A 23243-nucleotide genomic window follows, 5' to 3' on the forward strand; every position below is an offset into this window, starting at 1 on the left:
GTTGTCCTCAGACGTTGAACCAGATTGAGACATCCAGGCGACTGCCGTAGAGCTTGGTGTCGGACTCATAGTCGGGCACTGGCGCGCCGATTGGTGTGCCGAGCACAGGCGCAGCAGTCATCGCCTGACGGATTTCCTGCATGATCGTTGCCGCCTCGGCGCGTGTGGTCGACCACACCGCGATCTGCATGCGGCAATTTTGGAGAGTGTCGGGCCCGTCAAGAGTGGTTTCATCGACACCGCCGACACCCTGATAGACGATGTACGGCTTGACCGCTCCGGCCGGCGCGACGTCCGGATAGACGCGGCCGTCGGCGAGAGCGGCGAGCGCTGCGTCGACGATCGATTCAGCACTAGCCATCGTTGCTGCCCTCGACGCACGCCAGATCCGTGTATTCACGCCCGGCATAGTCCGGCAACGGCTTCTGGACGTTGAAAATCGCTTCGTCGACCGGTTGCCCGCCGATGAACATCAGCAACACCACGCGCATGCTGTTGTCGAGGTCTGTGCGGAACCGGATGCGGATGCTCGCCGTGGCCTCGCCAACATCGCTATCAGCGAGCAGTGTTTCCTTGCCAGTGAGCATCTTGACGTTCGCCCATACCGTCGCGAGTGGCGCCCAGCGGGTCGGATCGTTGAGCGTGCCCGCGCCGACGCGCTGGTCGATGCGCACGCGGCGGTTGAGATCACCCGCGCGCATCAGACACCCGGCACGATTCGGTGCGGCCGCAGCAGCGTCCGCGCGTTGAACGGCAATTCGACGACGTGTCCGAGAGCGGAGTCCTCGCGATTCGAATACAGTTCGGCCGTTGTCTTGAGAATCGCCGCCTTAATCGCGCCGTTGACGACCATCGGATAGTCGCCAGCAATCCCCGCGGTCACAGCGATATTTAACGAATCCTGATCCTCGAACACCTGGCGATTCAGATAATCGACTGCCGACTGCGTTGCGCCGTCGAGAAGCGCCTGCACGATCTCATCCTCGACGCCGGCGTCCTGCCGGAGAAACCCGAGCGCCAGAGTGACATCAACGAGCGCCATGGATTACTTGGTCGCCTTGGTCGCCGCGACCGGCTTCTCCGAACCTTCCAACGCACCCATTTCCTTCGCTCCGGCCTCGAGCTCGGACGGGCATTCGTCGCCAGTGTCGAACTGCTTCGGGTAGATCTCGCCTTCCGGCACGCCGCGGAACGGCTTGATGAACTTCGGCATATCTGCCTCCAAAAAATGGGGCGCCACTTGGGCGCCCCTAAGCCACACGCTACGGAGATTCGTTGTCGCTTACGCGCTCACCGCGACCTTCATCGCGCGCATCGGTTCCGGGTTCAGCAAGCCACCGCCGACGCGCTTCGTCGTGTAGAACAGCACGTACGGCTTCGCCGTGTACGGATCACGCAGCACGCGCACACCGATGCGGTCGATGATCAGGTACGACTGCTGGAAGTCGCCGAACATGATCGGCGTCGAGTTGGCTGCCACATCCGGCATGTCGGGCATTTCGGTGACCGGGTAACCAGCGAGCGTTGCCGGCTGGCCTCCGACATACGAGGGCTGCCACAGATAATTGCCTTGGCCGTCCTTCAGCTTGCGCACGGAGCGCTGCGTATTACGGTTCATCGTGAACCGCGCGTTGCCGGTAAATGCGCTCGGCAAGTCGTAGATCAGGTCGATGATGCCGTCCGACGTGATGTCGGCCGCCGCACCGCTGTTCACGACTTCGATCGCGCCGAACGGATGCACCGCAGCGTTTGCGCCGCCGGCAATGTAGGTCAGGATGCCGGCGGGCTTCTTCGAACCATCGCCCGAGACGAACGCGAGGCCTTCCTGCTTGGCGAACTCGGTCTGCACTTCGCCTGCCAGCCAGGTTTCGAGGTCGATCTCGCTGTCGTCGAGAATGCCTTGGGTTGCCGCAGGATTGGCATAAATTTCGCCTTGGCCGAACGCGAGCGACGCGAACGACGCCGTGTTCGTCTGCGGTCGGTTGTCGGTTTCGCCGACCCAGCCACTCGACGTACCGCGCATGTTGAACAGCTTCGAGAAGCCTGCCTTCGATACCGACTGCACCTGGCAGATTTGGCGCATCGGCGAGACGAGAACGAGCTTGCTCGTGATGGTGCGGTCCCACTCGACCGGCGTAAGATAGCCGCCCTGCTCGTCAGCACCCTTGTTGAGCGATGCATTGATGTCGCCGCGCTTCACGTGGGCCTTGAACGCGTCGGTGTATTCCGGATCGCGCAATTGCTTGCTGCCCGCGCCCATCTGCGCGGCGGCCATCTTCACGTTGGTTTCGTCGATGGCCTTCTGAAGCGAGTCCAGATCACCGCTGATTTTCTCGACTTTGGCCGTGATGTCCGATGTCGGCAAACCAGCCTTGACCGCGTCGAGCTGCTTCGTGTGTTCGGTCTTGTACTCGGCGAATGCCTTCTGAAGGTTTTCGATGAGCGCCTTGACTTCCGGAGCACCGGAGTCCGCGCGCACCGCGACGATGCCACGCGGCACGAAACCGAGCGATGAGCCCAAAGTAGCCGCGATGGCGGCGATCAACAGATTTTTGCTCATGATTTAGCCTTGGATTGCGTTGATGAGGTTTTGCAGCGACGCTGTAACGTCTTCGCCAGCGCTCGGCATGGCAGGGTCTCCGACAGCGCTCGGCATGCCAGATAAAAGGGATTTGATTGCTTCACGGCGGGTGGAGCGGGAGTAGCCAGCCTTCGCCATCGACGCCTCGACAATGGCAAGTGTCTTCCGCGTGGCCGACGACGATGTTTGCGTCTTGCTGACTTCGGTGCTTTCGATCAGGCCGGTGGCAAAGCCTTCGTTCACAGCCTGATCGGCGCCGATCCACGTTTCCTTGTCCATCAGATTCGCGGCGTCGTCCTGGGTGATGCCCGCGCGCTTCGCGTAGAGATTCGCCATTGCGGAGTCAAATGGTTCGAGCGTCTGCGCTGCTTGCGCGAGATCGTGCCGGTTGCCAATCGCCACGGTCCACGCGTTGTGGATCATGAAGAACGAGCCTTCGCCCATCAGAATCTCGTCGCCGGCCATCGCGATCACCGACGCGGCCGACGCCGCAAGGCCGAGCACCTGCACAGTGACCTTGGCCTGATGCTGACGCAGCAGGTTGTAAATCGCAACGCCTTCGAAGAAATCGCCACCCGGCGAATTCACATTCACCGTGACCGCCTGATTCGCGCCAATGCTACGAAGCGCGGCTGAGATGCGGGTCGCCGTCACGCCGGTGCCTTCCCAGTTGTCTCCGATCGTGTCGTAGATCGAGATGGAAGGTGAACCGTCGTTCGCGGCGCGCACCTCAGGCTCCCAACGTTCCAGCGCATCCGGACGCATATCGAACTGCGCGGCGCCCAACCGGAAATCAGCGCGAATCTCAGGCAGTTGCAGGAGGCTCATCGCCGTTCCCCTTCGGTTTCTGTGTCATTGGGTTGCGCAGCGCGTCGGTCTGCGGATCATCGGACTTCGGCAGGTCGGACAGTTCGCGAACCTCGTTCTGCGACATCCAAGGCGCCTGACCGCCCGAGCCAAGCGCTTTCGAGAAGAACGACGCCTGATCGTTAAGCGTGCCGCGAAGCAGCGCGCCCTCGTTAAATTTGAATTGCTGCATGCCGAGCTGGTTGTCGGGAATGAAGCTGCGCGCGGCAGCTTGCTCCCACGACACAAACCAGTGCGCGAGACCATACTGGATGAAGAAAATCGCGAGCTGCTCAATGCCGCTGCCCCAGCTCGTGTCGTCCATCATCAGCAGCGGCCGCGGCACGCCGTACATGCGCGCAACCTCTTCAATCTGGTGGTTGCGGGTTTCGATCTGTTGCGCTGATACCGCAGTAATCGAGAACTGCTTTGCCGTGCCGCCTTCTTCGATGAGCATCCAGCTACCAGCGTTTTCCGCGCCCGAGTAGTTATCGGCGAGCGATTCCTTCATGCGTTTATAGGCATTGTCGGAAAGCTCTTTCGGGATCTCGATCGCACCGCCGGCCATCACGCCGGTGCGAAACGTGCGCGACGCCGCGCGCTCGGCCTGCTCGGCGAGTTCCAGCGCTTCGCGTGAAAGCTTGATCCGCGAAACTCCGTTCACGCCGTCGAGCGACAGGTCACGCAGGTGGAACACGTCGCGCGCGCCGAGCGTAATCTCGTCGCCGCCAGGTGTTCCGTATTGATATGAGATCTGCCACGTGCTGGTGAGTGTCGGTTTCACAGAGCCGCGATCCATAGGAATCAGCCGGATGGGTCGATTACCGGACCAGATCACGCGCGCAAAGGACTGGCCATCCAACAACGCGCGCAACTGCATGAGGCTCTTGAATTCGATTGGCGTTTGCCAATCGTTCGGCTTGTATTTGAGCAATCGGTGCGCAGGGTTATTGGTCTGCACCTGCTTTTTTTCGTCGCTGCTCTGGAGGTTCAGCGGCAACATGCCGATCGCTTCGGAAATCAGGGTGACGCAGCGCAGGACCGCCATGTTGCGCAGCGCTCGCATGCCACGCGGGTCGTTTCCGTCGATCTCTCCGCGGCGAATGTATTCGAGCAGGCGAGGATCGTCCAACCCGGTGAATGTGTCACCGCCAGAAGACAGTTCAGCCCGCGGACCGGGTGGTTGCGGCAGACGAGTTTGGGCCTCCGGCTGATGTCCTCGCCGGAAGAAATCGAACAAACTCATTCACACCTCAAAGGAATCGAATACCGCGCGACTCGTAGACAGACGGCCCTTGAGCCGGCGGATTCAGTGCCATCAGCGATACCGCGTCGAAAATTGCCATGAGCGGGTCGATCTTGCCCGTCCCACTGGCCTGTTTGGTGATGTTTACGGCGTTGCCAACCGGAACGACGCGCGCATTGCCAACGCACCAGGCCATCATGCGTTGACCGCCGTGAATCAGCGTGCCGTCTGGCTTGTCGCCACCATCTTCTGCGCGCCGACCACTTGAGGCAGCAACGCGCCGCTCGGTCGTCTTGATCGCGCCTGACAGTTTCCAACCCTGCGAGATACCGATTACCTTGTCTTCCGGCACCTTCGCTGCGCCGAGCGCGTCGAGCACGCCACCGATGCCAGCCGGGTCCGCGCCGACCTTGTCGAGCAGTCCAGCCTGGTGAATCGTGGCGACAATCTGCGCAACGTCCTCGACGTCGTCACCGATCTGATCGACAACAGTCAGATCACCCTCTTTCTCGAAGTCGCGAAGTGTGTCCGCAATCTCCTTGCGGCGCTCGAACACGGACGGATGCGCCCATGCATGTGTCCAGGCGAGCCAGTTGCGCGTGCCACGCTCGCGACCGACGACGGCCAGACCTAGCAAGTCGTCAAGGCCGCCGCCGTCAATTCCGACGTCGATAACCTCGCAGCGCTCGATCAATTGCTCGAGCGTCAGGCTCGGCACCAATGCGGCGGCTTCCCAAAATTCGGCACCAGCCCATCGATCGCTGCGCAGCGCGAGCCCGATTTCAACGTTAGCGTGCTTCGCGAGGAAGCCGCGAAACGACTCTTCGCCGCCCTCCCGCGCCTTGCGAAACTCGCGCTCGAGATACGCCTGGTCCACCGAATAGCCGAAATTCGGATTGACCATCGATAGATTTTCGACCTTCAGATGCTCTTTGCTCTTCACCATTTCTGGTGGGTGCTCGAAGATCACCGGCACGAAGCACGGATCGTGGATCTTGCCGTCGCGGACATCGCGCGCATACCGCAGCTTCTGCAAGAACACGCCCGCAGGCGGATCATTCGATTGCGTCGTCAGGTAAATCACGAAGCCTTCGGGCCGTGACGCCAGACCGCCAGTCGCTTCGCGCAACATGTCTTCAGCGTTAGGCTGCTTTCCGAACAGCCAAAGTTCATCAATCAGCGTGCCGACGCTCTTCTTGCCGCTCACGGTGTTCGCGTCGGCAGCGACGACCTTAAGCGCCGCGCCGGTTACCCGGTGCGTGATCGTCTTGATATGCGTCTGCACCTGGAAGAGCTCGTCGAGTTCTTCCTCGTGCTTCACCATGTCGCGACTCGGCGCGAAGCTGTTGTTCGCGACTTCGATCGTCGGCGCCAGAATTGCGTACTCGGCAGACTGGCGCCAGTTGAGGATCATCGCGGTCATCATGATCCCGGCAGCCAGCGTCGACTTGCTGTTTTTTTTCGGGATACACACGAACCACTCGGTGATCAACCGACGACCGCTGTCCGGGTCGTATGCGCCAAAGATCGACGCGACCAGATCGAACACCCAATCGGCGCACGACTCGCCGAACGTGGGGCTACCCGGCGCATCGACGATCTTCAGTTGCTTGAAAACTTTGAGAGCCTGCTCGGCTTGCTCCGGAAAGATGGGCGGCGGAATGATCGAGCGGCCGGCACGGAGTCGCTCGGGCCAATCCGGACATGCAGTCGACCATTCCATGCGCTATTTCCGGTTGTTGACGACGAGCTTCGGTGTCGGCAGCCCTGCAAACTTGCTCGCCGCCTTCTTCGCGGCTTCGCCCTTCGCATCCTTCTTGCCTGTTTCGCCGACCTTCGCATGCACGAACGGCAGCAGCGCCTTTGCCGCGTCGACACGCAGTTTTGGCTCGGTGCGACCGTCATTCATGGCGGCGATCAGGAAAGCCTTCGGGTCGCTAAAGCTCGTCATCGCATACGGATCGAAATCCGGCGGCGGAGATCGGTCGGCAGCAGGTTTTGCCGCCGGCGCGGGCTTCGATTCCCGTTGAATCCGGTTCGCTGCAAGATACAGAGCGACATCCGGGTCTTTAACAAGCCGCGATCCGGCCGCCGACGCCGTCGCGGCGCTGTAACCTGCGGCGATTGCCGCGTCTTTATTGGCTTTGCCGGCCAAAACAGCGTCGGCGAAAAGCCTTTTTTTCGCTGTTAAAGCCATTAACAAAATCCTCAAAAGGGAATTTTTTCTGCGCGTGCGGGAACGGTCGGTCTATGCAATTTTTACCTATAGACTTTCGATACCCCCACCGATTTGAACGAATTACATCGCCCTCTCGGCGCGTGCCTTCTCGCTGTCGTGATGCGGCTTGCAAAGGGTCTGCACGTTGGTTAAATCGAGCCTCAGCCGATCATTGCCTCGGTGCGGCACGATGTGGTCGCCGATGTTGCCGAGCGGCTCGGCAACGCCGCGAGCCGCACACGCAAGCACGACATCAGCAGGTGGCATGCCGAGCATGCCGAGATCGCGCAGGCAGTAAGCGCAGTGCGGATGCTCGGCGAGATGCCGACCCCGCAGCTTCTGCCAAGCATAGTCATAACCGCGAGCAGTGCTGCTGGTCTTGCCAGAACGCCAAGACGGCGCCTCCACAATTGCGACTCGGCTTGGCATCGTCTGCAAGCGAGTCGGCAACGTGCGAAGACGCGGCATGTCGTTGGTTAGGCGGCGACCGGATACAGCGCAGCAAGCGCCGCGTTCGTGCCGACCTGCACTTGCTCGACCGACAGCGATGCATCGATCGACTTCAGCGCGAGCGCGATCTGCACTGCGGTGTTCACGTTGTTGCCGGTCGTTGCCGGCGCTGTTGCGGCTGCGGGAGTGCTCATGTTCGATCCTGAGAATTGTTGCGCCAGTTCGGCGGAAATGGTGTATTGCCCTGCGATGCTTTCAGCCCTCAGCACGTCCGCCTTGAACACGGCTTCGATTGCCTCGGCGCGCGGCTCGATCCCACTGATATAGGCAGCGGCTTCGGTCTCAACGGCTGACGTCTCGCTCTTGAACCACGAGGCGATCTTCTGGATGATGGCTTTGAGGTTCATGGCTCAGAGGTAGAATCGTTGAGCCGGAAGGGTTGGCACAACAAAAAGGGGAATCGATATGCGTCATCTCGCGGCAGCATTCTTGCTGCTCGTCAGCATTACCGCGCACGCGGAACTTACCGGAACAGCCTACCTAAATAAGAGCCACGAAGACCCGGCGCTACAAGCGTATGTTGCGGGCTTGTCACAGGCCTTCGGCTGGGCGAACGTCTCGTTGCACAGAGCAAATAAGGAAATGTTGTTTTGCGTTCCGCCGGCTTTGGCACTCAACAACGAAAACGTCTATTCGATTCTTGATCGATATATCGCCGAAGACCCAACGAGTCGAGACTACCCGCTTGGCATGATTCTTCTTGAGGCGCTCAAGAAAGCGTTTCCGTGCAAATGAAAAAGCCCGCGAGGCTTTCACCTGGCGGGCTTATTTGATTCGTTTGGGCGCGACTCTGCCCTCAGGCGAGATTCTAGGACAGTCTCGAAAAGTTTACAAGCGGTTTATCAGGCCTTTCGCAAAGAGCGCTGGCCGCATCGTTGCCTTTGCCGACGCATAGTCAGCATCCTGCGTCGCAGGGCTGCGCGGGTTCTTGAACACCTGCGAGCCAGCAATGAAGTTGCGCATCGCCGTCATCACCGCAACTCGGTGTTGGACATTTAGCGTGAGTACAATCGGCTCGACCGCTTCGCCGGCGGTGGTCAGTAATTGATAGTCGACGACCTCCGATAGATCGTCATAGTCCATCCATTGATTGCTGATTCTGAAATCACGGCACGTCGAGTCCGCCCCGCTGTAGCCGGCAACAGGACGAAATCCCTCACTCCACTGGTACCAATTGACAAGCACCGCATCGATGTCGTCCATCGGGAGATCGTCGGCGTCAATGGCATCTATCGTCATATTGGTTTGCCTCTTTCCGTATTGTTCGCAACGGTTGCCGTGCGTATTGCCTACTGCGCAGATGGTTTGCATGGAGCCATGGATACATAGGTTCGTTCGTGCGGACAGCCTGAGCGGGTCGGCTGTTCTGTGGCGACCATCACGGCAAGCGGGTCTCCGTACGCGACGCGGGGACACGCGATCAAGTGCCCTGCTCCGGCTTGATCAATCCACCGGCGATCGCTTCGGCGACACGCAAACGGCAGACGGCCACCAAAGGCAGCTCGTCGCGGTACAGGTCGTGAAAATCGGGATTCATCTGCGCTTCGGCGATCCACATGCGCCGCGTGCCGCCGCCCTTGCTGCTGATCTCGTCGAGCGGATAAAGTGTGTAGCGCTGGCGGTATTGAATCGGCGCGGTAATAACCGGGTTCTGTGTCGGCTGGTAGAACTGGTGGCCAATCGTCTCGACGTCGATGCGGCAGTACTCCATGCCATTGGCCTTCACAACCTCCGCTCGGAATCCTTCGGCACGCGCTACCCAGCAATCAAGATTCGCTCCGCTCAGTTCGCTCACTCTCATGCAACTTCCCTCACATCCCATTCCCGATCGCCGCTTTCGATAAAAGCTCGCAGCGAATTCCGGTTATCTTCGAAATAGACGTGTGTGCGATAGATCCCGTCACCGATCCACGAGAGGTCACCGGGAATAAAGCCGCCACGGTGGTGCTCCGGAACCCACACGTCGGCCAAAATGCGCAGCGGGCCGGTGTCATGATCAAGGCGCGCGATCCGATAAACCATCGTCGAAATCTTCTTCGTTTTCCCGAACCGATGAAACAAGCCTCGACCGTTCTTGCGCTTGTAGAACCCAACACCGTCCGGGATTGGCACCAACAAATTCATTCAGCCTCCAGTAATTTCAGTCCCATCTTTCGCGCTCGCTGCGGCTCCCAGCGCGCCAGCGCATCGTCGAATGCCGCGCATTTTTCTTCCCACAACCCATCCGACCGATCCAGCCATTCGTGGCACTTCGCGCAACCCGGCACCGTGAACCAATGCTTCGCCTTCAATCCGGCCGCCTTGCCGTGCTTCGACTGGTTCGAATGACAGTCGACTACTGTCGGGTCTGCCCAATCTGTCCACGGACACGTCACATTCAAGTAGCAGGGCTCGCCTCGGCATGCCGCCAGATACTTGGAGCCCTCCGCGATCGTGACGCGCTTCCGCTTCGGCTTAATTGCACGCATGCGCACCAGCGTCTGCGTGTTACGGTCGAGCTGCTTCTTGAACACACCTGGATCGGGCCGCCTAAACCCGGTGCGCTTCATCGGCGCTGAACGCTTCACGCCGAAGCCCAATCGATACCGACGCAAGCGACTGCCGCGCGCGAGAGCACCGGAAAGTCACCAGTCAGACCGACCAAATGGGCGGCGTCGTAGACACGCAGACCCAGATCGCGGGCAAGGTTGTGCTCGATCGCTGCACCGGGCGACTGCGCCCAGCCTGGGAGCACCGCTACACCGTCGCAATCGACCAACTGCTTGATGTCAGCGCGCATGCAGTCGAGCCACTCGGCATTCGTATCAGCGTTGATCTCCGCTGGATTCACAATCTCGAACCCCAGCGCGCGCAGCCGCGCGGTCTCGGCATGGAACAGCGGAAAATTTAGTTCCGGATAGCCCGTCATCGGACCAGCGATGTAAAGCTTCATGCGGTCGCCCTCCCGGCGTTGACCATTGCATTGAAAGAGCGCACTACCAATGCATCGGCACGCGGCCACCAGTCATCCCACACTGGCGGAACGAAGTTCGGCAACGGTGGTGGCAACGGAGGTACAGCCAAAGGCCGATCATTTACGCCCAGGCTTGACCGGGAGACGACACGCTTTACATTCGAGCCGCCGGCGCGACTCGGTTCATAGCGTGCGATGAGCCACCCTCCATTCACCAACGCATTGACCGCCACCAAGGCGTTTTTGTAGGTGAAGCCCAGCCCTTCGGCGATCTGCGAGTGGTCGAGCACGCCGCACTGCTCGACCAATTTGCAAATTCGGATCTTCGTCGCATGCATCACGCGGCCTCCCTGAATGCGTGGCCGGAGTCAATCCGGCGATGCACTTCGGCGAGCGCGGCGATGATCGTGGACTTAGGGACGATCGCCATTTGCGAGTCATGCGTCTCGAGTGCCATCTTTACGTCGAGCAGCGCATCACCATCGAAACCCCAGCGCCCAATCTGTCGAGCGCGGTCACGCGTGCGCACGGCTCCGTCGAGTGCATCCTTGATGATCATGATTTCCAGAGCCGCGAAGCCCATCTCGGCGAGAACAAGTGCGATGTTCAACGCACAGACGACAGTCGACCAATGCTCTTCCGTGCCGCGTCCGCGAATCATCTCGTCGAGCGCAACGTGGTATGCAATGCCCAGGTCGGTTGTCTGGTTGATGTCCATCGGCGTTCGGCGCTCGATCACGTCGAGACCAGCAGTTCGGCTGACGACACGTGGTCGGTACGCTTTGCGGGGTTTCTGGCTGCGGCTCATCAGATTTCCTTGACGGTGATGTCGTACTTTTCCAGCATCTGCTTACGCTTCTGGATGTACGTCCGGTTTTTACGCGTGGCGATCGACTTGACGTCCTCGACCACCGGTTTGCCGGTTGCCGCGACCTCGTAAACGAAGTCGGCGACATACTTCGACGCGCGCTCCCATGTGCCGTCGTCGCGCTGGCGGCGCTCGGTCAGCACGAACGAAACTTGCAATCGAAGGTCACGGATTTCGCCGGCCGCCTGCAACTGGATCAGGTGAAACCAGCGCGAGCGCTCTTTCTGGCTGTCAAACTTGATGCCGTTGTGCTCGCACTTCGTGTTCCGGTATTTCGCTGGTTTCTTCGCGGTGGCCGTCGCCGCATGCGGCTCGATAGCAAACGGGTCGTAGCCGTCAGCGATCTCGTCAAACTCGCTGTTTGGCTGCGCGCCGAATTTGCGAACCAACGCGCGATGATTCGAGTCGCGACCGACGCTGATGTCTTCGCGGATGCGAGCAGTGCCGACGATCGTCGCACCTGTTCGGACTACCATCGGCCAGGGTGCACGCTTGGTCACGCTGCCTCCGCTTGCGCCTTCTCGCGCGGAATATCGTTGAAGTAGGCGTACAGAGCCTCGTAGCGCTCTTCGCTCTCGCGGCCGACCGTGCGCAACAGGTCTTCCATCCATTCGCCTGGGCCTGCTGCGCGGCAGACCTTTGCCTTGAACTGCTCGAAGAATTGGAACTTCGCACGGTCGATACCGAGTCGCGCGCCGCGAGCCACATAGCCGCTCTCCGTCTTCCACCAGTCGGCCGGAGCACCAGCCTGCCCACCAGCCGATTGCGTTGCCGCCTTCACAGGGAACAGCCCCGTCCACCCGCGCAGCACGGCTTCATCAACGGTGACTTCGGGGCTTTGGCCAGCGGCAGCGAGCAATTCAAGCTTCTTGATCGACACGCGTGCCGCCGGTCGCGTCCAAGGCGCGTCTTTGCTTTTTGCCTCGCGGTGTTCGCACCATGCATCCCAGACGGCGAACGGGATGGCCGCAGGCAGTTCGATGTTCAGAAGTTCGGCATGCAACGCAACTCGCGGCGCACGCCGCGCAGGTTGACGGTTCAATGACGGTTCCTTTGATGGTTCTTTACGGTTAGGCGGCACCTGGTGCGGGGGTGTGCCGCATTTGCTGCGGAGGTCAGACGCATCTGCTGCGGGGGTGGGTGCATCTCCTGCGCCGGTGCATTCGGTGCGGGGGTGCATTTCCTGCGGGGGTGAATATGCTGCGGGGGTCAACAGATAGCTGGTGTGGCGACCGTTCGTCCGGTTCGCAGTGACGATCTTCGCCGATTCGAGCCACTTGATTGCGTTCTGGACCGCGCGTTCAGATGCGCAGATACGCTTCCCGATCGTTGCGATGGACGGCCAGCAAACGCCCTGGTCGTTTGCATTGTCGGCGAGCGAAATCAACACAGCCTTTTGCGCCAGCGACATACCTTGAAGCGGCCAGCACGCCGACATGATCATCGTGCTCACGCGGCCACCTCAACCGGCAAGCCAACTATGTCGTTGCTCTGGCCTGTCGCAACGCACTTGCGAGAGCCGCGCACGATAAGACGCTCCGCCTTCAGAAGCGAATTCACACGGCCGCAGACGCTGCCGAGACGCATGTTCGTGCGGTCTGCAATGTCCTGCCGCGTCAACGCCGTTTCCGGCAGCGCGAACAGGTCCATGATGACTTGCTTCTGGGTGCGCTTGGTGTCTTCGTCGAGCGCGTCGTGAGCAGCCAATTGAGAGAGCTTGGAACGCATTAGGACACCTTCCGCAGTTGGTCGTATTGAACGGCTTCCCCGGTTGCCGTGAGCGCAGACTCAACGACGCGCAGCGAGCGCTGCTTTACTCGAATGTCCTCGACCAGGCTACTGCGCAGGCGCGGAAGCTCACCCGGATCGACTCCATCCAGTAGGTCAGCGGCATCTGACTCGGTGCGGTGGTTGGCGCGCATGATCGTTTGCACGAGCTCGTGTGCATTGATCTCAGCGTCGGCGTCGTGGTGGCGCGCGCGGGCCGCGCAATCGATCTGCGCCAACACCTCGTTGAGCAGATCGACCCGGCGCTCGAGCGGCAACGCGGCAAGAATCGAGTTTTCGAAATTTGCCGGCATCAGGTTATTGTCTTTCGACTCGTCGTCGAGCCAACGCCAGATGCGATCAGCGTGGTTCTTCTGCGTCGTGTAGATGTCCGCGCCCTTGTCAAACACGATCACGCCCGACAGGTGGCCGCCGATACGCTCATGCGCCGCGACGATTTCCGCAGCAGCCGTCTCGCGGCTCCAAGCTTGCGACTTGCGCCATGCTGCGACGTGGTCGCGGATGATGTGGATTCGGGACTTGTGCGAACTGTCTCGCATGATCTGTCACTCGTTAGTGGCTAAAGTGCCAATGTGCGATAAGGACTACTAAAGCTACGCACGTGACACAGGGAGAAAAAAATGAAAACGCTACGGGAATCTTTCACTGGCGCCGCACCCGATGGACATGCGGCAGTTACTTCCTTGCTTCTGTTGGTTGCGCTGCAACCACTTTCAGCGCCTCAAACTGCTTTACCAGTTCCGCCCGCGCCTTCTCGTACTCTTCGGGGTAGCGCGCGTCGCGCACGGCGATCGCGCAAAGTGCCTCGCGAATCTGTTTCTGTTCAGTTGCGGTAAGCGCCATGTCATGCGGCCTTGGAAAAACCGTTACTGGCGCTGACAGCGAAGACGTCAGGCCGTCGCAGTCGGATGCTTGCGGGGATGCCGCGAACTTTCCAGTTGTGGACGCGCTGGGTACCACCCCTCTGAAAACCGAGGAGCTTCGCGACGCGCGCTGGGCCGCCGAGGCGCTCAATCAGGGCCCGGTCGGAATCGAGGGAGAAGGTAGCGGTGTTCATGAGACATCATTAAACACCATGTTTAGTTTTATCGCAAGCAGTTTAAACACGTCGTTGAACAACAAAACGTTTACTTCGGCGACTATTGCGCGCATGCACGCGACAATGGAACGGTTGTACGAAGCCGCCCGCCTCCTTCATCAAATAGAGGGGCCGGCGCAACTCGCCAAATTTTTGAACATCTCTGAACAATTGGTTAATAACTGGCAACGCCGCGGCATCTCGAAAGGCGGAATGCTGGACGCACAAAAGAAAATCGGTTGCAGTGCCACTTGGCTCGAGACCGGCGTTCCACCAATGATGGCCGCCAGCTCACCGCACGCAAGACACGACGCCGGAGCGGCTGATTCGTTGAAGATCGACCGAAAGAAAGGCGTAATCAAAACGCAATCCGACACGGACCGCGATACACTGCCTGCCGGGGAAACATCCGTACATCGGCTTCGCCGCGCCTTGAGTGATAAGCAGGTGTCACCGACGGAGTTGGCGTCCGTAGCAGCCGTAGGCGTCGAGACAGCCGCGCACTGGCTGGGTGGAATTGGCCCCGATATTTCGATGGTTCAAGCCGTCGCGATACAGAATACCTATGGCGTGAACTCGGTTTGGTTGCTCAAGGGCAAGGGAGAGCCCGGCGTGGCCGTACGATACGCGGATGCGTTCGACCCGATCACGGATCTTAAATGGCGCGGCGCGCCCGTCGTGGGGTTTGCTCAGTTGGGCGATAACGGACATTTTGTCGACATCGAATACCCGGTTGGCTACGGAGACGGATTTGTGGCTTCGCCGACCGAGGATAAAGATGCGTACGCACTTCGTTGCGTCGGGGACTCGATGCGTCCCCGAATCAAGGACAGAGAATTCGTCGTCGTGGAGCCGAACCACGTGATCGAGCCTGGCGACGAGGTATTGGTCAAGTCAAAAGACGGCCGGGTCATGGTGAAGGAGTTTCTGTACGAGCGCGCGGGTCGCGTCCACCTGATCTCGGTTAATGAATCGCATGCACCTATTGCGATCGACAAAGACAATATCGAAAAGATGCATTACGTAGGATGGATCGCGAAGCCGTCTGCCTGGCGTCCGGGCTGAACGACACGGTTGCAGCTTAAAAATAAAATCCGGGGGTAGCAATGTTTTTTGTTGTGGGGTGGCTCGTCATCATGCTCATTACGGCTTTGGTAGCCAATTCTAAAAACCGAAGCCCTCTCGCATGGGCATTGCTCGCGATCCCCTTGGGGTTAATCGCGACCGTCGTTCTCGCCTGCAGTTCGAAGCTGCCCGCCGGCGAACAAACAACCATGCCTACCCCGGCGAACTCGATTAAAACCTGCCCGCGTTGCGCCGAGACGGTGAAGGCGGCTGCTCAGGTCTGCCGGTTCTGCCAACATGAATTCTCCGCCCCATCCGCGATGGCCGCGACAAATCTCCCGTGGACCCTTCAAGAGGATTGGGGCGATGGGTTTGGCATCTATGGCTATAAGGGCCAACGGCTCGCCTATAACAAGTCAGGCGTCAAGTGGCAGACCCGTACATTTGATAGTCCGAAGGTTGCAGTAGCGTCCATTGATGCATATCTGCAGAATTAGCATGACCGAGTTTGCGACGATCGACGGTCTCCGAAGGCGTTGATTTGTCGCAGCGGCTTTGAATCGTCCCTGCAAGCCCCATATGATCAATGGACAGGTGATCCAAATTGAGGAAGTGCTGGAGCGCACCACACAGGGCGTTACAGAACCATTCCTCTGTCGCGGCACCAATGGCGTGCTGTATTACGTCAAGGGCCACGGTGCTGGGCGCAAAAGTTTGGTTGCGGAATGGATAAGCGGCTGCATGGCGCAAACATTCGGGATCCCGATCGCGCCGTTTTTCGTCGCTGAAGTGGATCCGGCGATCATTGAGTACGGGCCGCCGCACTATCGCGACCTAGGAAGCGGCTATGTTTTTGCGTCTCAAAGAATTGAGAACGTTATGGAGCTAGCGCGATCGAACATAAAAGATATACCGATGCAACTCCAGTCGGACGTTATTGTTTTTGACTATTGGGTACGCAATCAAGACCGCATCCTGACTGATATGGGCGGCAACCCGAACCTGCTGTGGAATCCGGCCACAAAAGACCTACTGGTTATCGATCATAACCAAGCGTTCGACCCAGATTTTGATTGCGACATCTTTTTTGAAGGTCACGCTTTTTCTCACGCGTGGGATATTGTGTTCGAGGATTTGTTCGAAAGGCAGCGTTACGAGGACCGAATGCGGCGCGCCCTCGGGCAGTTTGAGGACGCCTGCGATAGAATGCCAGACTCGTGGCTCTGGCTGGCCGACGATCTGCCTCTCAAGTTTACCTTTGAGGACGCGCGATCGGTCTTGGCTGAGAGCATTCCCCATTTTTGGAGACGCCGATGAAACATGCTTGCCGATATTCCATCGTGCGCTTCATGCCTTACCCTGAGACGGGCGAGTTCGCGAACGTTGGGATAGTCGTTTTGTCCCCTACCGCCAAGTATTTCGGCTATCGCATGATGGAACGCGTTGCGCGAATAACGGCGTTTTTTGATGAACTCGACGCCAACATATTTCGGAAGGCACGGAAGACGTACGCCGACGAACTGCTCCGCATCGGGCAGTCGATCGAACATGCGTTTGCCGAGTCGTCTCATGGTCCGACGCTTAGCTTTGCAAATTTCGCATTTGGGGAGCTGGTCAAGCCACGCGAAGGTCTCATTTACGCTGACACGGATCGCGTCGTTATGGCCAATGACCCGAGCGAAAAGCTTGTCGAGCTCTTCGATCACTATGTGGGTCGGGCATTTGCGACTAAAGCTTACCAAGAGCGGAGCGTAGAAAAGCGGGTGCACAAGATCTTGCGCGCTGCAGATCTTACCGGGCTATACCAAGAGCACACCCTCGGAGGCTCGGACGCGTACAAGGCGCGCCTGCCCTTCGTTCGCCTAGACCATAACGGTCGCGCGGTTAGGGCCATAAAGCCTTTGTTTTTAGGGCACGATGATCCAAGCCGTCTGTATGACCATGGTTGGGATTGGCTTGGCAAGGTCAAAAAATTGAGGCGCGACAAGACGTTGGTTGGGGATGTGATGTTTGCCGTACAGCCGCCGAATGAAAATTTCGGACCTCGTGCGTCCGCTTTCTCAGAAGTTACTCAGCAACTGCGGGAAGAGGACATCGTTGTCGTGCCGGAAATCGAAGACAGCAAGATCCTTGACTTTGCTACGCGCTGATTAGCAATAACCAGCAAGCCCCGCCTCTGCGGGGCTTTTTTTTCGTCTAAGCAACTCTCACTCGGCCGGCTCAAACGGGGATTGGCTCCCGAACTTCGTTCATTGCCCCCCAAGGTAGCCGCTCGCCCCCTCGATCGCCCCGACGGCCCACCGTATCTGCCAAGATTCGGCGCGAGCACCAGTGCAGAACTAAACATTTTGTTTGACTAGGTTATAAACATAGTGTTTAATTCGTTCATGCACTTACCGCCCTGCCGGGAGAACTTGAATGGGAACACTGCCCGCACCGACGCCGCGCCTCACTGAAGCAACGCGGACGACCAACGAGATCGACTACTTCGCGAACGGTGGCATGTCCGACGCGGAACTCGAACAGTATGCGCGCCGCACCACCAAGCGTCCGCTGCTCTGCTTCGCGATCCTCGCGACCGTACCATTCATCGTTGAAGGTATTTGCCGCCTGCTGGGTGCCTGGTAATGAGCGTGTTCGCTAAGTACGCGAAAGCTTGGGCAATCGCCCTTCTCGTTCTCGCCGTCTATTGCGCCCTCACAACGGCGATCGATGACCGCGAGGCCCGTATCGAACGCTGCAGCGTGGTTCGCTGCTCCTGATCCCGTAAAGACTCACCAATGGAATCAAAAATCGCAATCTGTCTAGCAGTCCTTTTGTTCTGTATTGCCATTGTGGCCTGGCGAGCAGGGCAGGCGGCAAAAAGGGCAGATGCATCAGATCCATATTTGCCGCGTCTGCCGACCGAGTTCGAACACGAATGCGATGCGCACTGCTTTCCGCGCATTGGCGACTAACCCGCAGTTTCTTCACAGCACGGAGTCAACAAATGAAGAAGGTCTTCACTCAAACCTTAATGGGACTGCGCGGCGGCACTGTCGTCAAGGTGGTCACACATGAATTGGACACGCTCGCTGCGATGGCGCGCGACACGGCGACGAAGATTTTGCTTGGATCGCGTAGGTAAGCGACGAACGGATCCCATCGTTCATGCTTTTGGCTGCAAAGCCATCCCTAGGCAGATCCTAATACTAAAGATGCGTGCGAAGCTTGTTTGTGAACTGCTCGGGGGCAACGGCATTCACGCAAGTCTGGAGCCTGATCGAGACTTGCTGACATTCAGTACGGTACGTGGCAAAGACCGCTCGGTGCCGCAGAACAAACGCATCACCCTTAATGTCGCGATCACGTTCGAAAATGAGCGCTGCTTTTATCGCAATACGTCGGAGATGAAGCACAGTCTCCATTTCGCCGAGCGCAACTACTGTGACGACAGGAAACTTCGAAAGCATATCTGCCACGTTGCGAAATTCCATCGCCGCATCGGGATAGATCGTTTGCTCGACATAGTTGGACTTCTCAAAGTTTGCGAGAACGCACATTTGCGCGAGCTCAGCCGCCAGGTGTTGAAGTGCCAAAAGATCTTTTCCATGAGAGATCTGCTCCAAGGCCGCGTTCTCGTGTTTGCCGGTAGCGATTTGGTATCGAGCCACCAAAAACGCACCGATTACAGCAGCAACGGTCCCGATCGCCTGCGCCCACGACGCCCAATCGGATTTGGTTAGATCCCACAGGTTTTGCACGACGACGATGCCGCCAATCGTCAGCATAGCGACAGCGTAACTCCATAGCCACTTTTGCATATTCACCCCGTTTTCTTGATCCTAGCATGCGACATCTATCGCTCAATACGGAACCAGCATTACTCGCAGTCACAGCGACCGTTACTGCTGCGTGCCTGTCCATCGTCGCAGGCTGGCAGCGCGGAGGCTGGGCAACTGAGCGCGCGCTGTGGATCGCCGTCGGCGTCGTGCTGGTGGTTGCCGCTCACCTGCTCCCTGCCCTGTGCCGCTCGCATGGCTGGCGTCTTCGGATTCTCGGTGTCGCGCTCTGGATCGGTTGCATGGCGGCTACCTGCTACGGCCACGCGGTGTTTTTCGTCATGGCTCAAAAGCATGCGGGCGAGATCCGCGCTGCGGCCGTGCCAGTGGTCGAGGCCACCGGCCGGAATCTGGCTGAGATCGCCAACGACCGCGCCGGTGTCGTGGCGCGACTGGCCCGCGTGACCGAGCGGCAATGTCGTGACCGCTGCGCAACCGTGCGGATTGAGCGCGTGTCGCTGACTGCTCGCCTTGATGCATTGAGCGTCGAAGCGGCGGAAGCGCAGCGTGCAGAGGCCGCGCAAGACCAAGCCGCGACCGCGCGCGCCGCGGCGATGGCTGACCCGGTAACGGGTGCGCTGACCGCGTTCGGTCTCCCGGCCGCGCATGCCGATCTGGCCGCGGGACTCGCGTTCGCCGCCGTGCTTGAGGGTGTCGCCTGCTTCGCCTGGCTGCTGGCGCTGAGCCCCGCTGTCGTGACTGAAACCGCGTCGACGCCCGTCCAGCAAGGCAGTAACGCGCAGTCAGTCACGCCAGTAACGGAAGCGAGTAACGCAGTCGCAGCGCCTGAGAACGGCGATACCGAGTCACAAGACGACGTTACCCGCGTGCTGGCAGCGATCGCCGCCGACGTACTGCGGCCGACCGTGAACGAGATTCGGAAATTTCTCGGCTGCTCCCAGACCCGCGCCGCGTCAGTGCGCAAGCAATTGGCCATAGCCAAGGAGCAGCTATGAATCGGCTATTTGAAATCGTTGCTCAGCAAGCCAATGCGGCTACCGTTGCCGATCCCGACTGCTGCACCAAGTTTGGCGACAGCCTTCGCGTAAATCTGGTCTTGGTTTCTGTAGAAGGTGGCAAGCGTGCCGCCGTTCAGACGGCCGGTCGCATCTCCAAAATGATCTTCGAGAGCCTCGTGCGAAATGCAATATTTCTGAACGACGTCGTCGATCGTCAGGGAAAAACGAACGCCGTCGTCTGCGGCTTGGGGTTCAGTTCCAGGCGTGGGGAAGTGGGTCATTTCCTATCTCCGTTTTGCTTCGACGGAATCCTAGCATGAGCGCCGCCTACTACAACGAGATCGACCCGTACTGCGCGCAATGGCTGCGCAACCTGATAGCCGCCGGTCACATTGCCGACGGCGTCGTAGACGAAAGGAGCATTGAGGATGTTCGACCAGACGACCTTCGTGGATTCACCCAGTGTCATTTCTTCGCCGGAATCGGTGGATGGCCGCTCGCGCTTCGACGTGCTCGATGGCCCGATGATCGATCTGTTTGGTCTGGTTCCGCACCGTGCCAACCTTTCTCCCAGGCAGGCGAAGGACTTGGGTTTGCTGACGAGCGGCACCTATGGCCGGCATTCTATTGGCTCATCGCCCAGTGCAGCCCTTCAGAGGTTGTTGGAGAGCAAGTTGCGAGCAAGGATGTCGACGACTGGATCGACCTTGTTCAATCTGACTTGGAAGCCTTGGGTTACGCCTTCGGAAGTGTCCCGTTTCCGTCTTCGGGCGTCGGTGCGCCGCACATCCGAGACAGAAACTACTGGATGGCCCACGCCAACAACTCGCGATCACAAAGACGGCGCCGAGTGCGCGAACGTGCCATTGAATGCGCTACTGGGTCGCGTGGCGTGGCAGGCATCGTGGCCGACTCCCACATCGGCTCTGGCCCACAAGGGCGTGCGCTCAACGGAGGGCGGTATTCGGGAGGCGATGCGATCGCACGGCCCGGATTTGGCGGCAATGGCTTGCTTGGCGAGCTGGGGCACTCCAACAGCAAAAACCTTCGAGGGGAATCCGGAGGCGGCGATTGCTCGAAAGGTGAAATTGGGGATCGGCAATCGGGCGACTCAACTGGGGCATCAGATCGACTACGTGAAGAACTCGCCGGCCCGACTAACGGCTTCTGGCGAGATGCTGATTGGCTCTTCTGCCGGGACGAGAAGTGGCGGCCAGTTGAGCCCGGAACATTCCCGCTGGCTGATGGGCTACCCAAAGGAATGGGCAAGCTCAGCACCGAACAGCGCCGACTGGCAGAACTGGCAGGGCTTGATTCTGCAAGCCTCAAGCGCGCCAAAGCCTACCGAGTTGGAACCCTTCGAGGTTATGGAAACGCAATCAACGTAGAAGCGGCAGCGGAATTCATCCGCGCGGCCGACGAAGCCCTAACCCAATCCTGAGAGAGACGACATGAGCGATACCCGAGAAGCATTCAGGCTTGTTTGCGCAGACATCGGCGCAGTATCGGCCCTGCTTGGATTCGATGAATACCCCGGCGTCGACGAGCTGCTGCGTGCGATAACTAACCTAATCATCCGCGAAACCGGGACTGTGGCGCTGACAGATGAACAGATCGATGCTGTATGGGAGAACACCGACTCGCGAGGAGCGACGTTACGCGAAACACGGATCCGATTTGCGCGGAATTTGCTTGCCGCCGCGCCTGCATACCCCGCCGACGATAGCCAGGCGGCAAGCGACCGGCGCGACGAGATCGAGTACGCGATTCAGGTGCTACGTCAGGTCGAGGCGGGAGACGGTACGTTTGTCGGCCAGTGCACCGAAGCTATCAGCGGCTTGGAAAGTCTGCTCGCCGCTCCCTTTCCGCGCGCCAGCGATGCAGCGCAAGACTTGACGCGCGAATTGCTCGAAACGCTGCAACTGATGGTGAAGCACTTCACCAAGACGCCGTCCACGTTGGCCGATTCACAGGCGCGCGGTAAAGCCCACGAGGTCATCGCGAAGGCATACGCTTCTATCGGCTATAGCACCGCCCAGCCATTCGCCGACGATACCGGGGCGACGCTGACTGCGCTCGATGCCTATATGGTCTGGCCGGATGACGACGGTGAGCAGTTTTTCCATTCTATCGACGATGCCGTAGAAAGCGAGGTCGATAGCGCGTGGCCGGTTGATGTCGAGCCGCCTGCCAACGACGAACTTGAATTGAAATTGCAGTTGGCCAAGCGAATTCAGACCGCGACGGTTCGGATCTTCAACATCACCGAGAACGGTCACGAGTGGGAGATTGTTCCAGCCACCGATACCGGCGTGGTTAAGACGGGAGAGGCGACGTGAAATCAGTCCTCGTTCAGCCATGCCTCGAGGTCAGGATTGAACCGGTGACCCTCGGCCCTCATTTGCAGAAACTCAGCCTTGTCGGCTGCTTCCTGCTCTTCAAAGGACAGCAGGCCTCGCGTCTTTCGAATGGCCGCCGATCGTTGCAGTGCGCTCTGAAGATCAGTGGCGATAGCCGCGACCTGGACGGCCTCCAGATAACCGACTTGGTCGGCGAGGTCTTTGCTGAAAAATTTGTTCATGCCTTCGGTATCGGCGCGAAGCGAAAAAACTTGAGGCTCGCATGACCAACACCAAACACCCAAGGCCACTAGACGCGCGCTTCAGGCGCAGGCTGCGGCGGAGCATCCGCCGGCGCGATTTTTATTGGACGCCGTCCTCCGAATACTTCCGCAGCACCATCGAGCATAGCGAGTTGCTTCTCTTCGATCATTCCGTGCGCCATCGGAGCGTATGCCCCTTTCTTGAGCTGGACGCGGTCGAACGCAAAGCGCCGCTCCTTAGCCAAAGCAACGAGCAGGTTAATGAAAAGCTCTTCTCTGCTTCCATAGAACGCTGCTTTCGACGCCTCTTGCTTAGGCTCTTCCGTCGACAGATGATCGAGATACTCTTTCCACGCGTCCAATACGGCCTGTTCCACCTTATTGCGGAGCGAGCGCCCGACCACAACCCGCCCGTAGTAGGTAAGGTCAATCATATTCAGAGCACCAACATGTTCGCGCGACAGTCGTGCGCCGCGAGTGGCCATCAGCGTACGGAAAAGCCCTTGCTTCCGGTTTTCCGTGTCCTTACTGAGCTCAATCCATTTTTGCGCCTGGACGGCGAAAATCGGCCCAGCGAAAGTCGCAAACGCTATTACCCATTCCCCGGTGGTCATTATCGGTGCCCCTCGATATTAGAGTCGTAAGTATGACCGAAGCAGCACACGAATGATTGAAACCACGCACAAACACTGGGGTGTGACATGGACA

General features: G+C 59.0%; 37 protein-coding genes. 10 read left to right on the forward strand and 27 right to left on the reverse strand.

From position 1 onward, the window contains the following. Positions 1-7: 7 nt before the first annotated feature. From FQ705_RS33650 to FQ705_RS33695, 11 genes are all read right to left on the reverse strand, one after another. Positions 8-361 carry a DUF3168 domain-containing protein gene (locus FQ705_RS33650; RefSeq protein WP_144149352.1) on the reverse strand — a complete coding sequence of 118 codons (354 nt, stop codon included), beginning with the start codon at positions 359-361 and terminating at the stop codon, positions 8-10. After that, positions 354-701, reverse strand: coding sequence for a phage head closure protein (locus tag FQ705_RS33655; protein ID WP_144149354.1), 348 nt, complete (start codon positions 699-701; stop codon positions 354-356). The genes FQ705_RS33650 and FQ705_RS33655 overlap by 8 nt, the downstream gene beginning before the upstream one ends. Next, positions 701-1042 carry a head-tail connector protein gene (locus tag FQ705_RS33660; protein ID WP_144149356.1) on the reverse strand — a complete coding sequence of 114 codons (342 nt, stop codon included), beginning with the start codon at positions 1040-1042 and terminating at the stop codon, positions 701-703. The genes FQ705_RS33655 and FQ705_RS33660 overlap by 1 nt, the downstream gene beginning before the upstream one ends. 3 nt (positions 1043-1045) lie before the next feature. After that, entirely contained in the window at positions 1046-1213 is a 168-nt protein-coding gene (locus tag FQ705_RS34290) for a hypothetical protein (protein WP_186308115.1), read from the reverse strand. A 69-nt stretch (positions 1214-1282) separates the two neighbouring features. Continuing rightward, on the reverse strand, positions 1283-2560 hold the full coding sequence (locus FQ705_RS33665) for a phage major capsid protein (RefSeq protein ID WP_144149358.1): 1278 nt from the start codon (positions 2558-2560) through the stop codon (positions 1283-1285). Positions 2561-2563: 3 nt separating this feature from the next. After that, on the reverse strand, positions 2564-3409 hold the full coding sequence (locus FQ705_RS33670; protein ID WP_144149360.1) for a head maturation protease, ClpP-related: 846 nt from the start codon (positions 3407-3409) through the stop codon (positions 2564-2566). After that, positions 3387-4673 (reverse strand): phage portal protein, encoded by a 1287-nt coding sequence (locus FQ705_RS33675; protein ID WP_144149362.1) that lies wholly within the window; start codon positions 4671-4673, stop codon positions 3387-3389. Before FQ705_RS33675 ends, FQ705_RS33670 begins: the two co-directional genes overlap by 23 nt. 7 nt (positions 4674-4680) lie before the next feature. Next, positions 4681-6396, reverse strand: a complete 1716-nt coding sequence (locus FQ705_RS33680; protein ID WP_144149364.1) for a terminase large subunit — start codon at positions 6394-6396, stop codon at positions 4681-4683. Between the two features lie 3 nt (positions 6397-6399). Beyond that, on the reverse strand, positions 6400-6870 hold the full coding sequence (locus tag FQ705_RS33685; protein ID WP_144149366.1) for a terminase small subunit: 471 nt from the start codon (positions 6868-6870) through the stop codon (positions 6400-6402). Between the two features lie 102 nt (positions 6871-6972). Then, positions 6973-7359 carry an HNH endonuclease gene (locus FQ705_RS33690; protein WP_144149368.1) on the reverse strand — a complete coding sequence of 129 codons (387 nt, stop codon included), beginning with the start codon at positions 7357-7359 and terminating at the stop codon, positions 6973-6975. Positions 7360-7367: 8 nt separating this feature from the next. Continuing rightward, positions 7368-7748 carry a hypothetical protein gene (locus FQ705_RS33695; RefSeq protein WP_144149370.1) on the reverse strand — a complete coding sequence of 127 codons (381 nt, stop codon included), beginning with the start codon at positions 7746-7748 and terminating at the stop codon, positions 7368-7370. Positions 7749-7806: 58 nt separating this feature from the next. On the opposite strand from FQ705_RS33695, the gene FQ705_RS33700 reads away from it, so the two are divergent. After that, positions 7807-8136 (forward strand): Rap1a/Tai family immunity protein, encoded by a 330-nt coding sequence (locus tag FQ705_RS33700; RefSeq protein WP_144149372.1) that lies wholly within the window; start codon positions 7807-7809, stop codon positions 8134-8136. Between the two features lie 93 nt (positions 8137-8229). On the opposite strand, the gene FQ705_RS33705 is transcribed toward FQ705_RS33700, so the two are convergent. The 12 genes from FQ705_RS33705 to FQ705_RS34295 form a co-directional block, all read right to left on the reverse strand. Next, complete coding sequence (locus tag FQ705_RS33705; RefSeq protein ID WP_260854712.1) at positions 8230-8604, reverse strand: hypothetical protein; 375 nt, start codon at positions 8602-8604, stop codon at positions 8230-8232. A 217-nt stretch (positions 8605-8821) separates the two neighbouring features. Continuing rightward, on the reverse strand, positions 8822-9202 hold the full coding sequence (locus FQ705_RS33710) for a phage protein NinX family protein (RefSeq protein ID WP_186308117.1): 381 nt from the start codon (positions 9200-9202) through the stop codon (positions 8822-8824). Continuing rightward, positions 9199-9525, reverse strand: a complete 327-nt coding sequence (locus FQ705_RS33715; protein ID WP_144149376.1) for a hypothetical protein — start codon at positions 9523-9525, stop codon at positions 9199-9201. Before FQ705_RS33715 ends, FQ705_RS33710 begins: the two co-directional genes overlap by 4 nt. Further along, positions 9522-9950, reverse strand: coding sequence for a DUF1364 family protein (locus FQ705_RS33720; RefSeq protein ID WP_144149462.1), 429 nt, complete (start codon positions 9948-9950; stop codon positions 9522-9524). The genes FQ705_RS33715 and FQ705_RS33720 overlap by 4 nt, the downstream gene beginning before the upstream one ends. A gap of 14 nt (positions 9951-9964) precedes the next feature. Then, positions 9965-10333, reverse strand: a complete 369-nt coding sequence (locus FQ705_RS33725) for a DUF4406 domain-containing protein (protein ID WP_144149378.1) — start codon at positions 10331-10333, stop codon at positions 9965-9967. Then, the gene (locus FQ705_RS33730; protein ID WP_144149380.1) at positions 10330-10692 is read right to left on the reverse strand and encodes a hypothetical protein; all 363 of its coding nucleotides are present in this window, start codon (positions 10690-10692) and stop codon (positions 10330-10332) included. The genes FQ705_RS33725 and FQ705_RS33730 overlap by 4 nt, the downstream gene beginning before the upstream one ends. Beyond that, complete coding sequence (locus FQ705_RS33735; protein ID WP_144149382.1) at positions 10692-11162, reverse strand: hypothetical protein; 471 nt, start codon at positions 11160-11162, stop codon at positions 10692-10694. Before FQ705_RS33735 ends, FQ705_RS33730 begins: the two co-directional genes overlap by 1 nt. Continuing rightward, positions 11162-11722, reverse strand: coding sequence for a DUF1064 domain-containing protein (locus FQ705_RS33740; RefSeq protein WP_186308119.1), 561 nt, complete (start codon positions 11720-11722; stop codon positions 11162-11164). Before FQ705_RS33740 ends, FQ705_RS33735 begins: the two co-directional genes overlap by 1 nt. Next, positions 11719-12666 (reverse strand): helix-turn-helix domain-containing protein, encoded by a 948-nt coding sequence (locus FQ705_RS33745; RefSeq protein ID WP_222105693.1) that lies wholly within the window; start codon positions 12664-12666, stop codon positions 11719-11721. Before FQ705_RS33745 ends, FQ705_RS33740 begins: the two co-directional genes overlap by 4 nt. Positions 12667-12671: 5 nt before the next feature. Further along, complete coding sequence (locus tag FQ705_RS33750; RefSeq protein WP_144149387.1) at positions 12672-12950, reverse strand: hypothetical protein; 279 nt, start codon at positions 12948-12950, stop codon at positions 12672-12674. Further along, the gene (locus tag FQ705_RS33755; protein WP_144149389.1) at positions 12950-13549 is read right to left on the reverse strand and encodes a toxin YdaT family protein; all 600 of its coding nucleotides are present in this window, start codon (positions 13547-13549) and stop codon (positions 12950-12952) included. The genes FQ705_RS33750 and FQ705_RS33755 overlap by 1 nt, the downstream gene beginning before the upstream one ends. A 136-nt stretch (positions 13550-13685) precedes the next feature. Next, positions 13686-13853, reverse strand: coding sequence for a hypothetical protein (locus FQ705_RS34295; RefSeq protein ID WP_186308121.1), 168 nt, complete (start codon positions 13851-13853; stop codon positions 13686-13688). Here FQ705_RS34295 and FQ705_RS34365 point away from each other — a divergent pair. The 6 genes from FQ705_RS34365 (at position 13852) to FQ705_RS34300 (ending at position 18280) form a co-directional block, all read left to right on the forward strand. After that, complete coding sequence (locus FQ705_RS34365) at positions 13852-15153, forward strand: helix-turn-helix transcriptional regulator (protein WP_222105691.1); 1302 nt, start codon at positions 13852-13854, stop codon at positions 15151-15153. The two genes, FQ705_RS34295 and FQ705_RS34365, sit on opposite strands and share 2 nt — an antisense overlap. Before the next feature lie 41 nt (positions 15154-15194). Beyond that, entirely contained in the window at positions 15195-15650 is a 456-nt protein-coding gene (locus tag FQ705_RS33770) for a zinc ribbon domain-containing protein (RefSeq protein WP_144149393.1), read from the forward strand. Positions 15651-15732: 82 nt separating this feature from the next. Further along, positions 15733-16470 carry a HipA family kinase gene (locus FQ705_RS33775; RefSeq protein ID WP_144149395.1) on the forward strand — a complete coding sequence of 246 codons (738 nt, stop codon included), beginning with the start codon at positions 15733-15735 and terminating at the stop codon, positions 16468-16470. After that, the gene (locus FQ705_RS33780) at positions 16467-17303 is read left to right on the forward strand and encodes a DUF3037 domain-containing protein (protein WP_144149397.1); all 837 of its coding nucleotides are present in this window, start codon (positions 16467-16469) and stop codon (positions 17301-17303) included. The genes FQ705_RS33775 and FQ705_RS33780 overlap by 4 nt, the downstream gene beginning before the upstream one ends. Before the next feature lie 268 nt (positions 17304-17571). Then, entirely contained in the window at positions 17572-17781 is a 210-nt protein-coding gene (locus FQ705_RS33785) for a hypothetical protein (protein ID WP_144149398.1), read from the forward strand. Positions 17782-18142: 361 nt separating this feature from the next. Next, entirely contained in the window at positions 18143-18280 is a 138-nt protein-coding gene (locus FQ705_RS34300; RefSeq protein ID WP_186308123.1) for a hypothetical protein, read from the forward strand. A gap of 64 nt (positions 18281-18344) precedes the next feature. On the opposite strand, the gene FQ705_RS33790 is transcribed toward FQ705_RS34300, so the two are convergent. Then, the gene (locus FQ705_RS33790) at positions 18345-18923 is read right to left on the reverse strand and encodes a hypothetical protein (protein ID WP_144149400.1); all 579 of its coding nucleotides are present in this window, start codon (positions 18921-18923) and stop codon (positions 18345-18347) included. A 59-nt stretch (positions 18924-18982) separates the two neighbouring features. On the opposite strand from FQ705_RS33790, the gene FQ705_RS33795 reads away from it, so the two are divergent. Then, positions 18983-19930: a hypothetical protein gene (locus FQ705_RS33795; RefSeq protein ID WP_260854714.1), complete on the forward strand. Its 948-nt coding sequence runs from the start codon at positions 18983-18985 to the stop codon at positions 19928-19930. Between the two features lie 5 nt (positions 19931-19935). On the opposite strand, the gene FQ705_RS33800 is transcribed toward FQ705_RS33795, so the two are convergent. Continuing rightward, positions 19936-20214, reverse strand: coding sequence for a DUF1488 family protein (locus tag FQ705_RS33800; RefSeq protein WP_144149402.1), 279 nt, complete (start codon positions 20212-20214; stop codon positions 19936-19938). Between the two features lie 35 nt (positions 20215-20249). Here FQ705_RS33800 and FQ705_RS33805 point away from each other — a divergent pair, with 35 nt between their 5' ends. Together FQ705_RS33805 and FQ705_RS34305 are read left to right on the forward strand one after the other, a co-directional pair. Further along, on the forward strand, positions 20250-21374 hold the full coding sequence (locus FQ705_RS33805) for a DNA cytosine methyltransferase (protein ID WP_144149404.1): 1125 nt from the start codon (positions 20250-20252) through the stop codon (positions 21372-21374). A gap of 10 nt (positions 21375-21384) precedes the next feature. Beyond that, the gene (locus FQ705_RS34305) at positions 21385-22272 is read left to right on the forward strand and encodes a hypothetical protein (protein ID WP_186308125.1); all 888 of its coding nucleotides are present in this window, start codon (positions 21385-21387) and stop codon (positions 22270-22272) included. A 2-nt stretch (positions 22273-22274) separates the two neighbouring features. Here FQ705_RS34305 and FQ705_RS33815 read toward each other — a convergent pair whose 3' ends face one another. After that, positions 22275-22514 carry a hypothetical protein gene (locus FQ705_RS33815; RefSeq protein ID WP_144149406.1) on the reverse strand — a complete coding sequence of 80 codons (240 nt, stop codon included), beginning with the start codon at positions 22512-22514 and terminating at the stop codon, positions 22275-22277. Between the two features lie 68 nt (positions 22515-22582). Beyond that, positions 22583-23149 (reverse strand): DUF6680 family protein, encoded by a 567-nt coding sequence (locus tag FQ705_RS33820; protein ID WP_144149408.1) that lies wholly within the window; start codon positions 23147-23149, stop codon positions 22583-22585. Between the last annotated feature and the right edge of the window lie 94 nt (positions 23150-23243).

Origin of the sequence: Paraburkholderia sp. BCC1884, assembly GCF_900996225.1 — a bacterium.
In the GTDB taxonomy this organism is placed as follows: domain Bacteria; phylum Pseudomonadota; class Gammaproteobacteria; order Burkholderiales; family Burkholderiaceae; genus Paraburkholderia.

Excerpts from the sequence above, each read along its gene's own strand:
- FQ705_RS33650 (WP_144149352.1), bottom strand. The coding sequence starts at position 361 with ATGGCTAGTGCTGAATCGATCGTCGACGCAGCGCTCGCCGCTCTCGCC.
- FQ705_RS33655 (WP_144149354.1), bottom strand. The coding sequence starts at position 701 with ATGCGCGCGGGTGATCTCAACCGCCGCGTGCGCATCGACCAGCGCGTC.
- FQ705_RS33660 (WP_144149356.1), bottom strand. The coding sequence starts at position 1,042 with ATGGCGCTCGTTGATGTCACTCTGGCGCTCGGGTTTCTCCGGCAGGAC.
- FQ705_RS34290 (WP_186308115.1), bottom strand. The coding sequence starts at position 1,213 with ATGCCGAAGTTCATCAAGCCGTTCCGCGGCGTGCCGGAAGGCGAGATC.
- FQ705_RS33665 (WP_144149358.1), bottom strand. The coding sequence starts at position 2,560 with ATGAGCAAAAATCTGTTGATCGCCGCCATCGCGGCTACTTTGGGCTCA.
- FQ705_RS33670 (WP_144149360.1), bottom strand. The coding sequence starts at position 3,409 with ATGAGCCTCCTGCAACTGCCTGAGATTCGCGCTGATTTCCGGTTGGGC.
- FQ705_RS33675 (WP_144149362.1), bottom strand. The coding sequence starts at position 4,673 with ATGAGTTTGTTCGATTTCTTCCGGCGAGGACATCAGCCGGAGGCCCAA.
- FQ705_RS33680 (WP_144149364.1), bottom strand. The coding sequence starts at position 6,396 with ATGGAATGGTCGACTGCATGTCCGGATTGGCCCGAGCGACTCCGTGCC.
- FQ705_RS33685 (WP_144149366.1), bottom strand. The coding sequence starts at position 6,870 with ATGGCTTTAACAGCGAAAAAAAGGCTTTTCGCCGACGCTGTTTTGGCC.
- FQ705_RS33690 (WP_144149368.1), bottom strand. The coding sequence starts at position 7,359 with ATGCCGCGTCTTCGCACGTTGCCGACTCGCTTGCAGACGATGCCAAGC.
- FQ705_RS33695 (WP_144149370.1), bottom strand. The coding sequence starts at position 7,748 with ATGAACCTCAAAGCCATCATCCAGAAGATCGCCTCGTGGTTCAAGAGC.
- FQ705_RS33700 (WP_144149372.1), top strand. The coding sequence starts at position 7,807 with ATGCGTCATCTCGCGGCAGCATTCTTGCTGCTCGTCAGCATTACCGCG.
- FQ705_RS33705 (WP_260854712.1), bottom strand. The coding sequence starts at position 8,604 with ATGGACGACATCGATGCGGTGCTTGTCAATTGGTACCAGTGGAGTGAG.
- FQ705_RS33710 (WP_186308117.1), bottom strand. The coding sequence starts at position 9,202 with ATGAGAGTGAGCGAACTGAGCGGAGCGAATCTTGATTGCTGGGTAGCG.
- FQ705_RS33715 (WP_144149376.1), bottom strand. The coding sequence starts at position 9,525 with ATGAATTTGTTGGTGCCAATCCCGGACGGTGTTGGGTTCTACAAGCGC.
- FQ705_RS33720 (WP_144149462.1), bottom strand. The coding sequence starts at position 9,950 with ATGAAGCGCACCGGGTTTAGGCGGCCCGATCCAGGTGTGTTCAAGAAG.
- FQ705_RS33725 (WP_144149378.1), bottom strand. The coding sequence starts at position 10,333 with ATGAAGCTTTACATCGCTGGTCCGATGACGGGCTATCCGGAACTAAAT.
- FQ705_RS33730 (WP_144149380.1), bottom strand. The coding sequence starts at position 10,692 with ATGCATGCGACGAAGATCCGAATTTGCAAATTGGTCGAGCAGTGCGGC.
- FQ705_RS33735 (WP_144149382.1), bottom strand. The coding sequence starts at position 11,162 with ATGAGCCGCAGCCAGAAACCCCGCAAAGCGTACCGACCACGTGTCGTC.
- FQ705_RS33745 (WP_222105693.1), bottom strand. The coding sequence starts at position 12,666 with ATGATCATGTCGGCGTGCTGGCCGCTTCAAGGTATGTCGCTGGCGCAA.
- FQ705_RS33750 (WP_144149387.1), bottom strand. The coding sequence starts at position 12,950 with ATGCGTTCCAAGCTCTCTCAATTGGCTGCTCACGACGCGCTCGACGAA.
- FQ705_RS33755 (WP_144149389.1), bottom strand. The coding sequence starts at position 13,549 with ATGCGAGACAGTTCGCACAAGTCCCGAATCCACATCATCCGCGACCAC.
- FQ705_RS34365 (WP_222105691.1), top strand. The coding sequence starts at position 13,852 with ATGTCATGCGGCCTTGGAAAAACCGTTACTGGCGCTGACAGCGAAGAC.
- FQ705_RS34295 (WP_186308121.1), bottom strand. The coding sequence starts at position 13,853 with ATGGCGCTTACCGCAACTGAACAGAAACAGATTCGCGAGGCACTTTGC.
- FQ705_RS33770 (WP_144149393.1), top strand. The coding sequence starts at position 15,195 with ATGTTTTTTGTTGTGGGGTGGCTCGTCATCATGCTCATTACGGCTTTG.
- FQ705_RS33775 (WP_144149395.1), top strand. The coding sequence starts at position 15,733 with ATGATCAATGGACAGGTGATCCAAATTGAGGAAGTGCTGGAGCGCACC.
- FQ705_RS33780 (WP_144149397.1), top strand. The coding sequence starts at position 16,467 with ATGAAACATGCTTGCCGATATTCCATCGTGCGCTTCATGCCTTACCCT.
- FQ705_RS33785 (WP_144149398.1), top strand. The coding sequence starts at position 17,572 with ATGGGAACACTGCCCGCACCGACGCCGCGCCTCACTGAAGCAACGCGG.
- FQ705_RS34300 (WP_186308123.1), top strand. The coding sequence starts at position 18,143 with ATGAAGAAGGTCTTCACTCAAACCTTAATGGGACTGCGCGGCGGCACT.
- FQ705_RS33790 (WP_144149400.1), bottom strand. The coding sequence starts at position 18,923 with ATGCTGACGATTGGCGGCATCGTCGTCGTGCAAAACCTGTGGGATCTA.
- FQ705_RS33795 (WP_260854714.1), top strand. The coding sequence starts at position 18,983 with ATGCGACATCTATCGCTCAATACGGAACCAGCATTACTCGCAGTCACA.
- FQ705_RS33800 (WP_144149402.1), bottom strand. The coding sequence starts at position 20,214 with ATGACCCACTTCCCCACGCCTGGAACTGAACCCCAAGCCGCAGACGAC.
- FQ705_RS33805 (WP_144149404.1), top strand. The coding sequence starts at position 20,250 with ATGAGCGCCGCCTACTACAACGAGATCGACCCGTACTGCGCGCAATGG.
- FQ705_RS34305 (WP_186308125.1), top strand. The coding sequence starts at position 21,385 with ATGAGCGATACCCGAGAAGCATTCAGGCTTGTTTGCGCAGACATCGGC.
- FQ705_RS33815 (WP_144149406.1), bottom strand. The coding sequence starts at position 22,514 with ATGAACAAATTTTTCAGCAAAGACCTCGCCGACCAAGTCGGTTATCTG.
- FQ705_RS33820 (WP_144149408.1), bottom strand. The coding sequence starts at position 23,149 with ATGACCACCGGGGAATGGGTAATAGCGTTTGCGACTTTCGCTGGGCCG.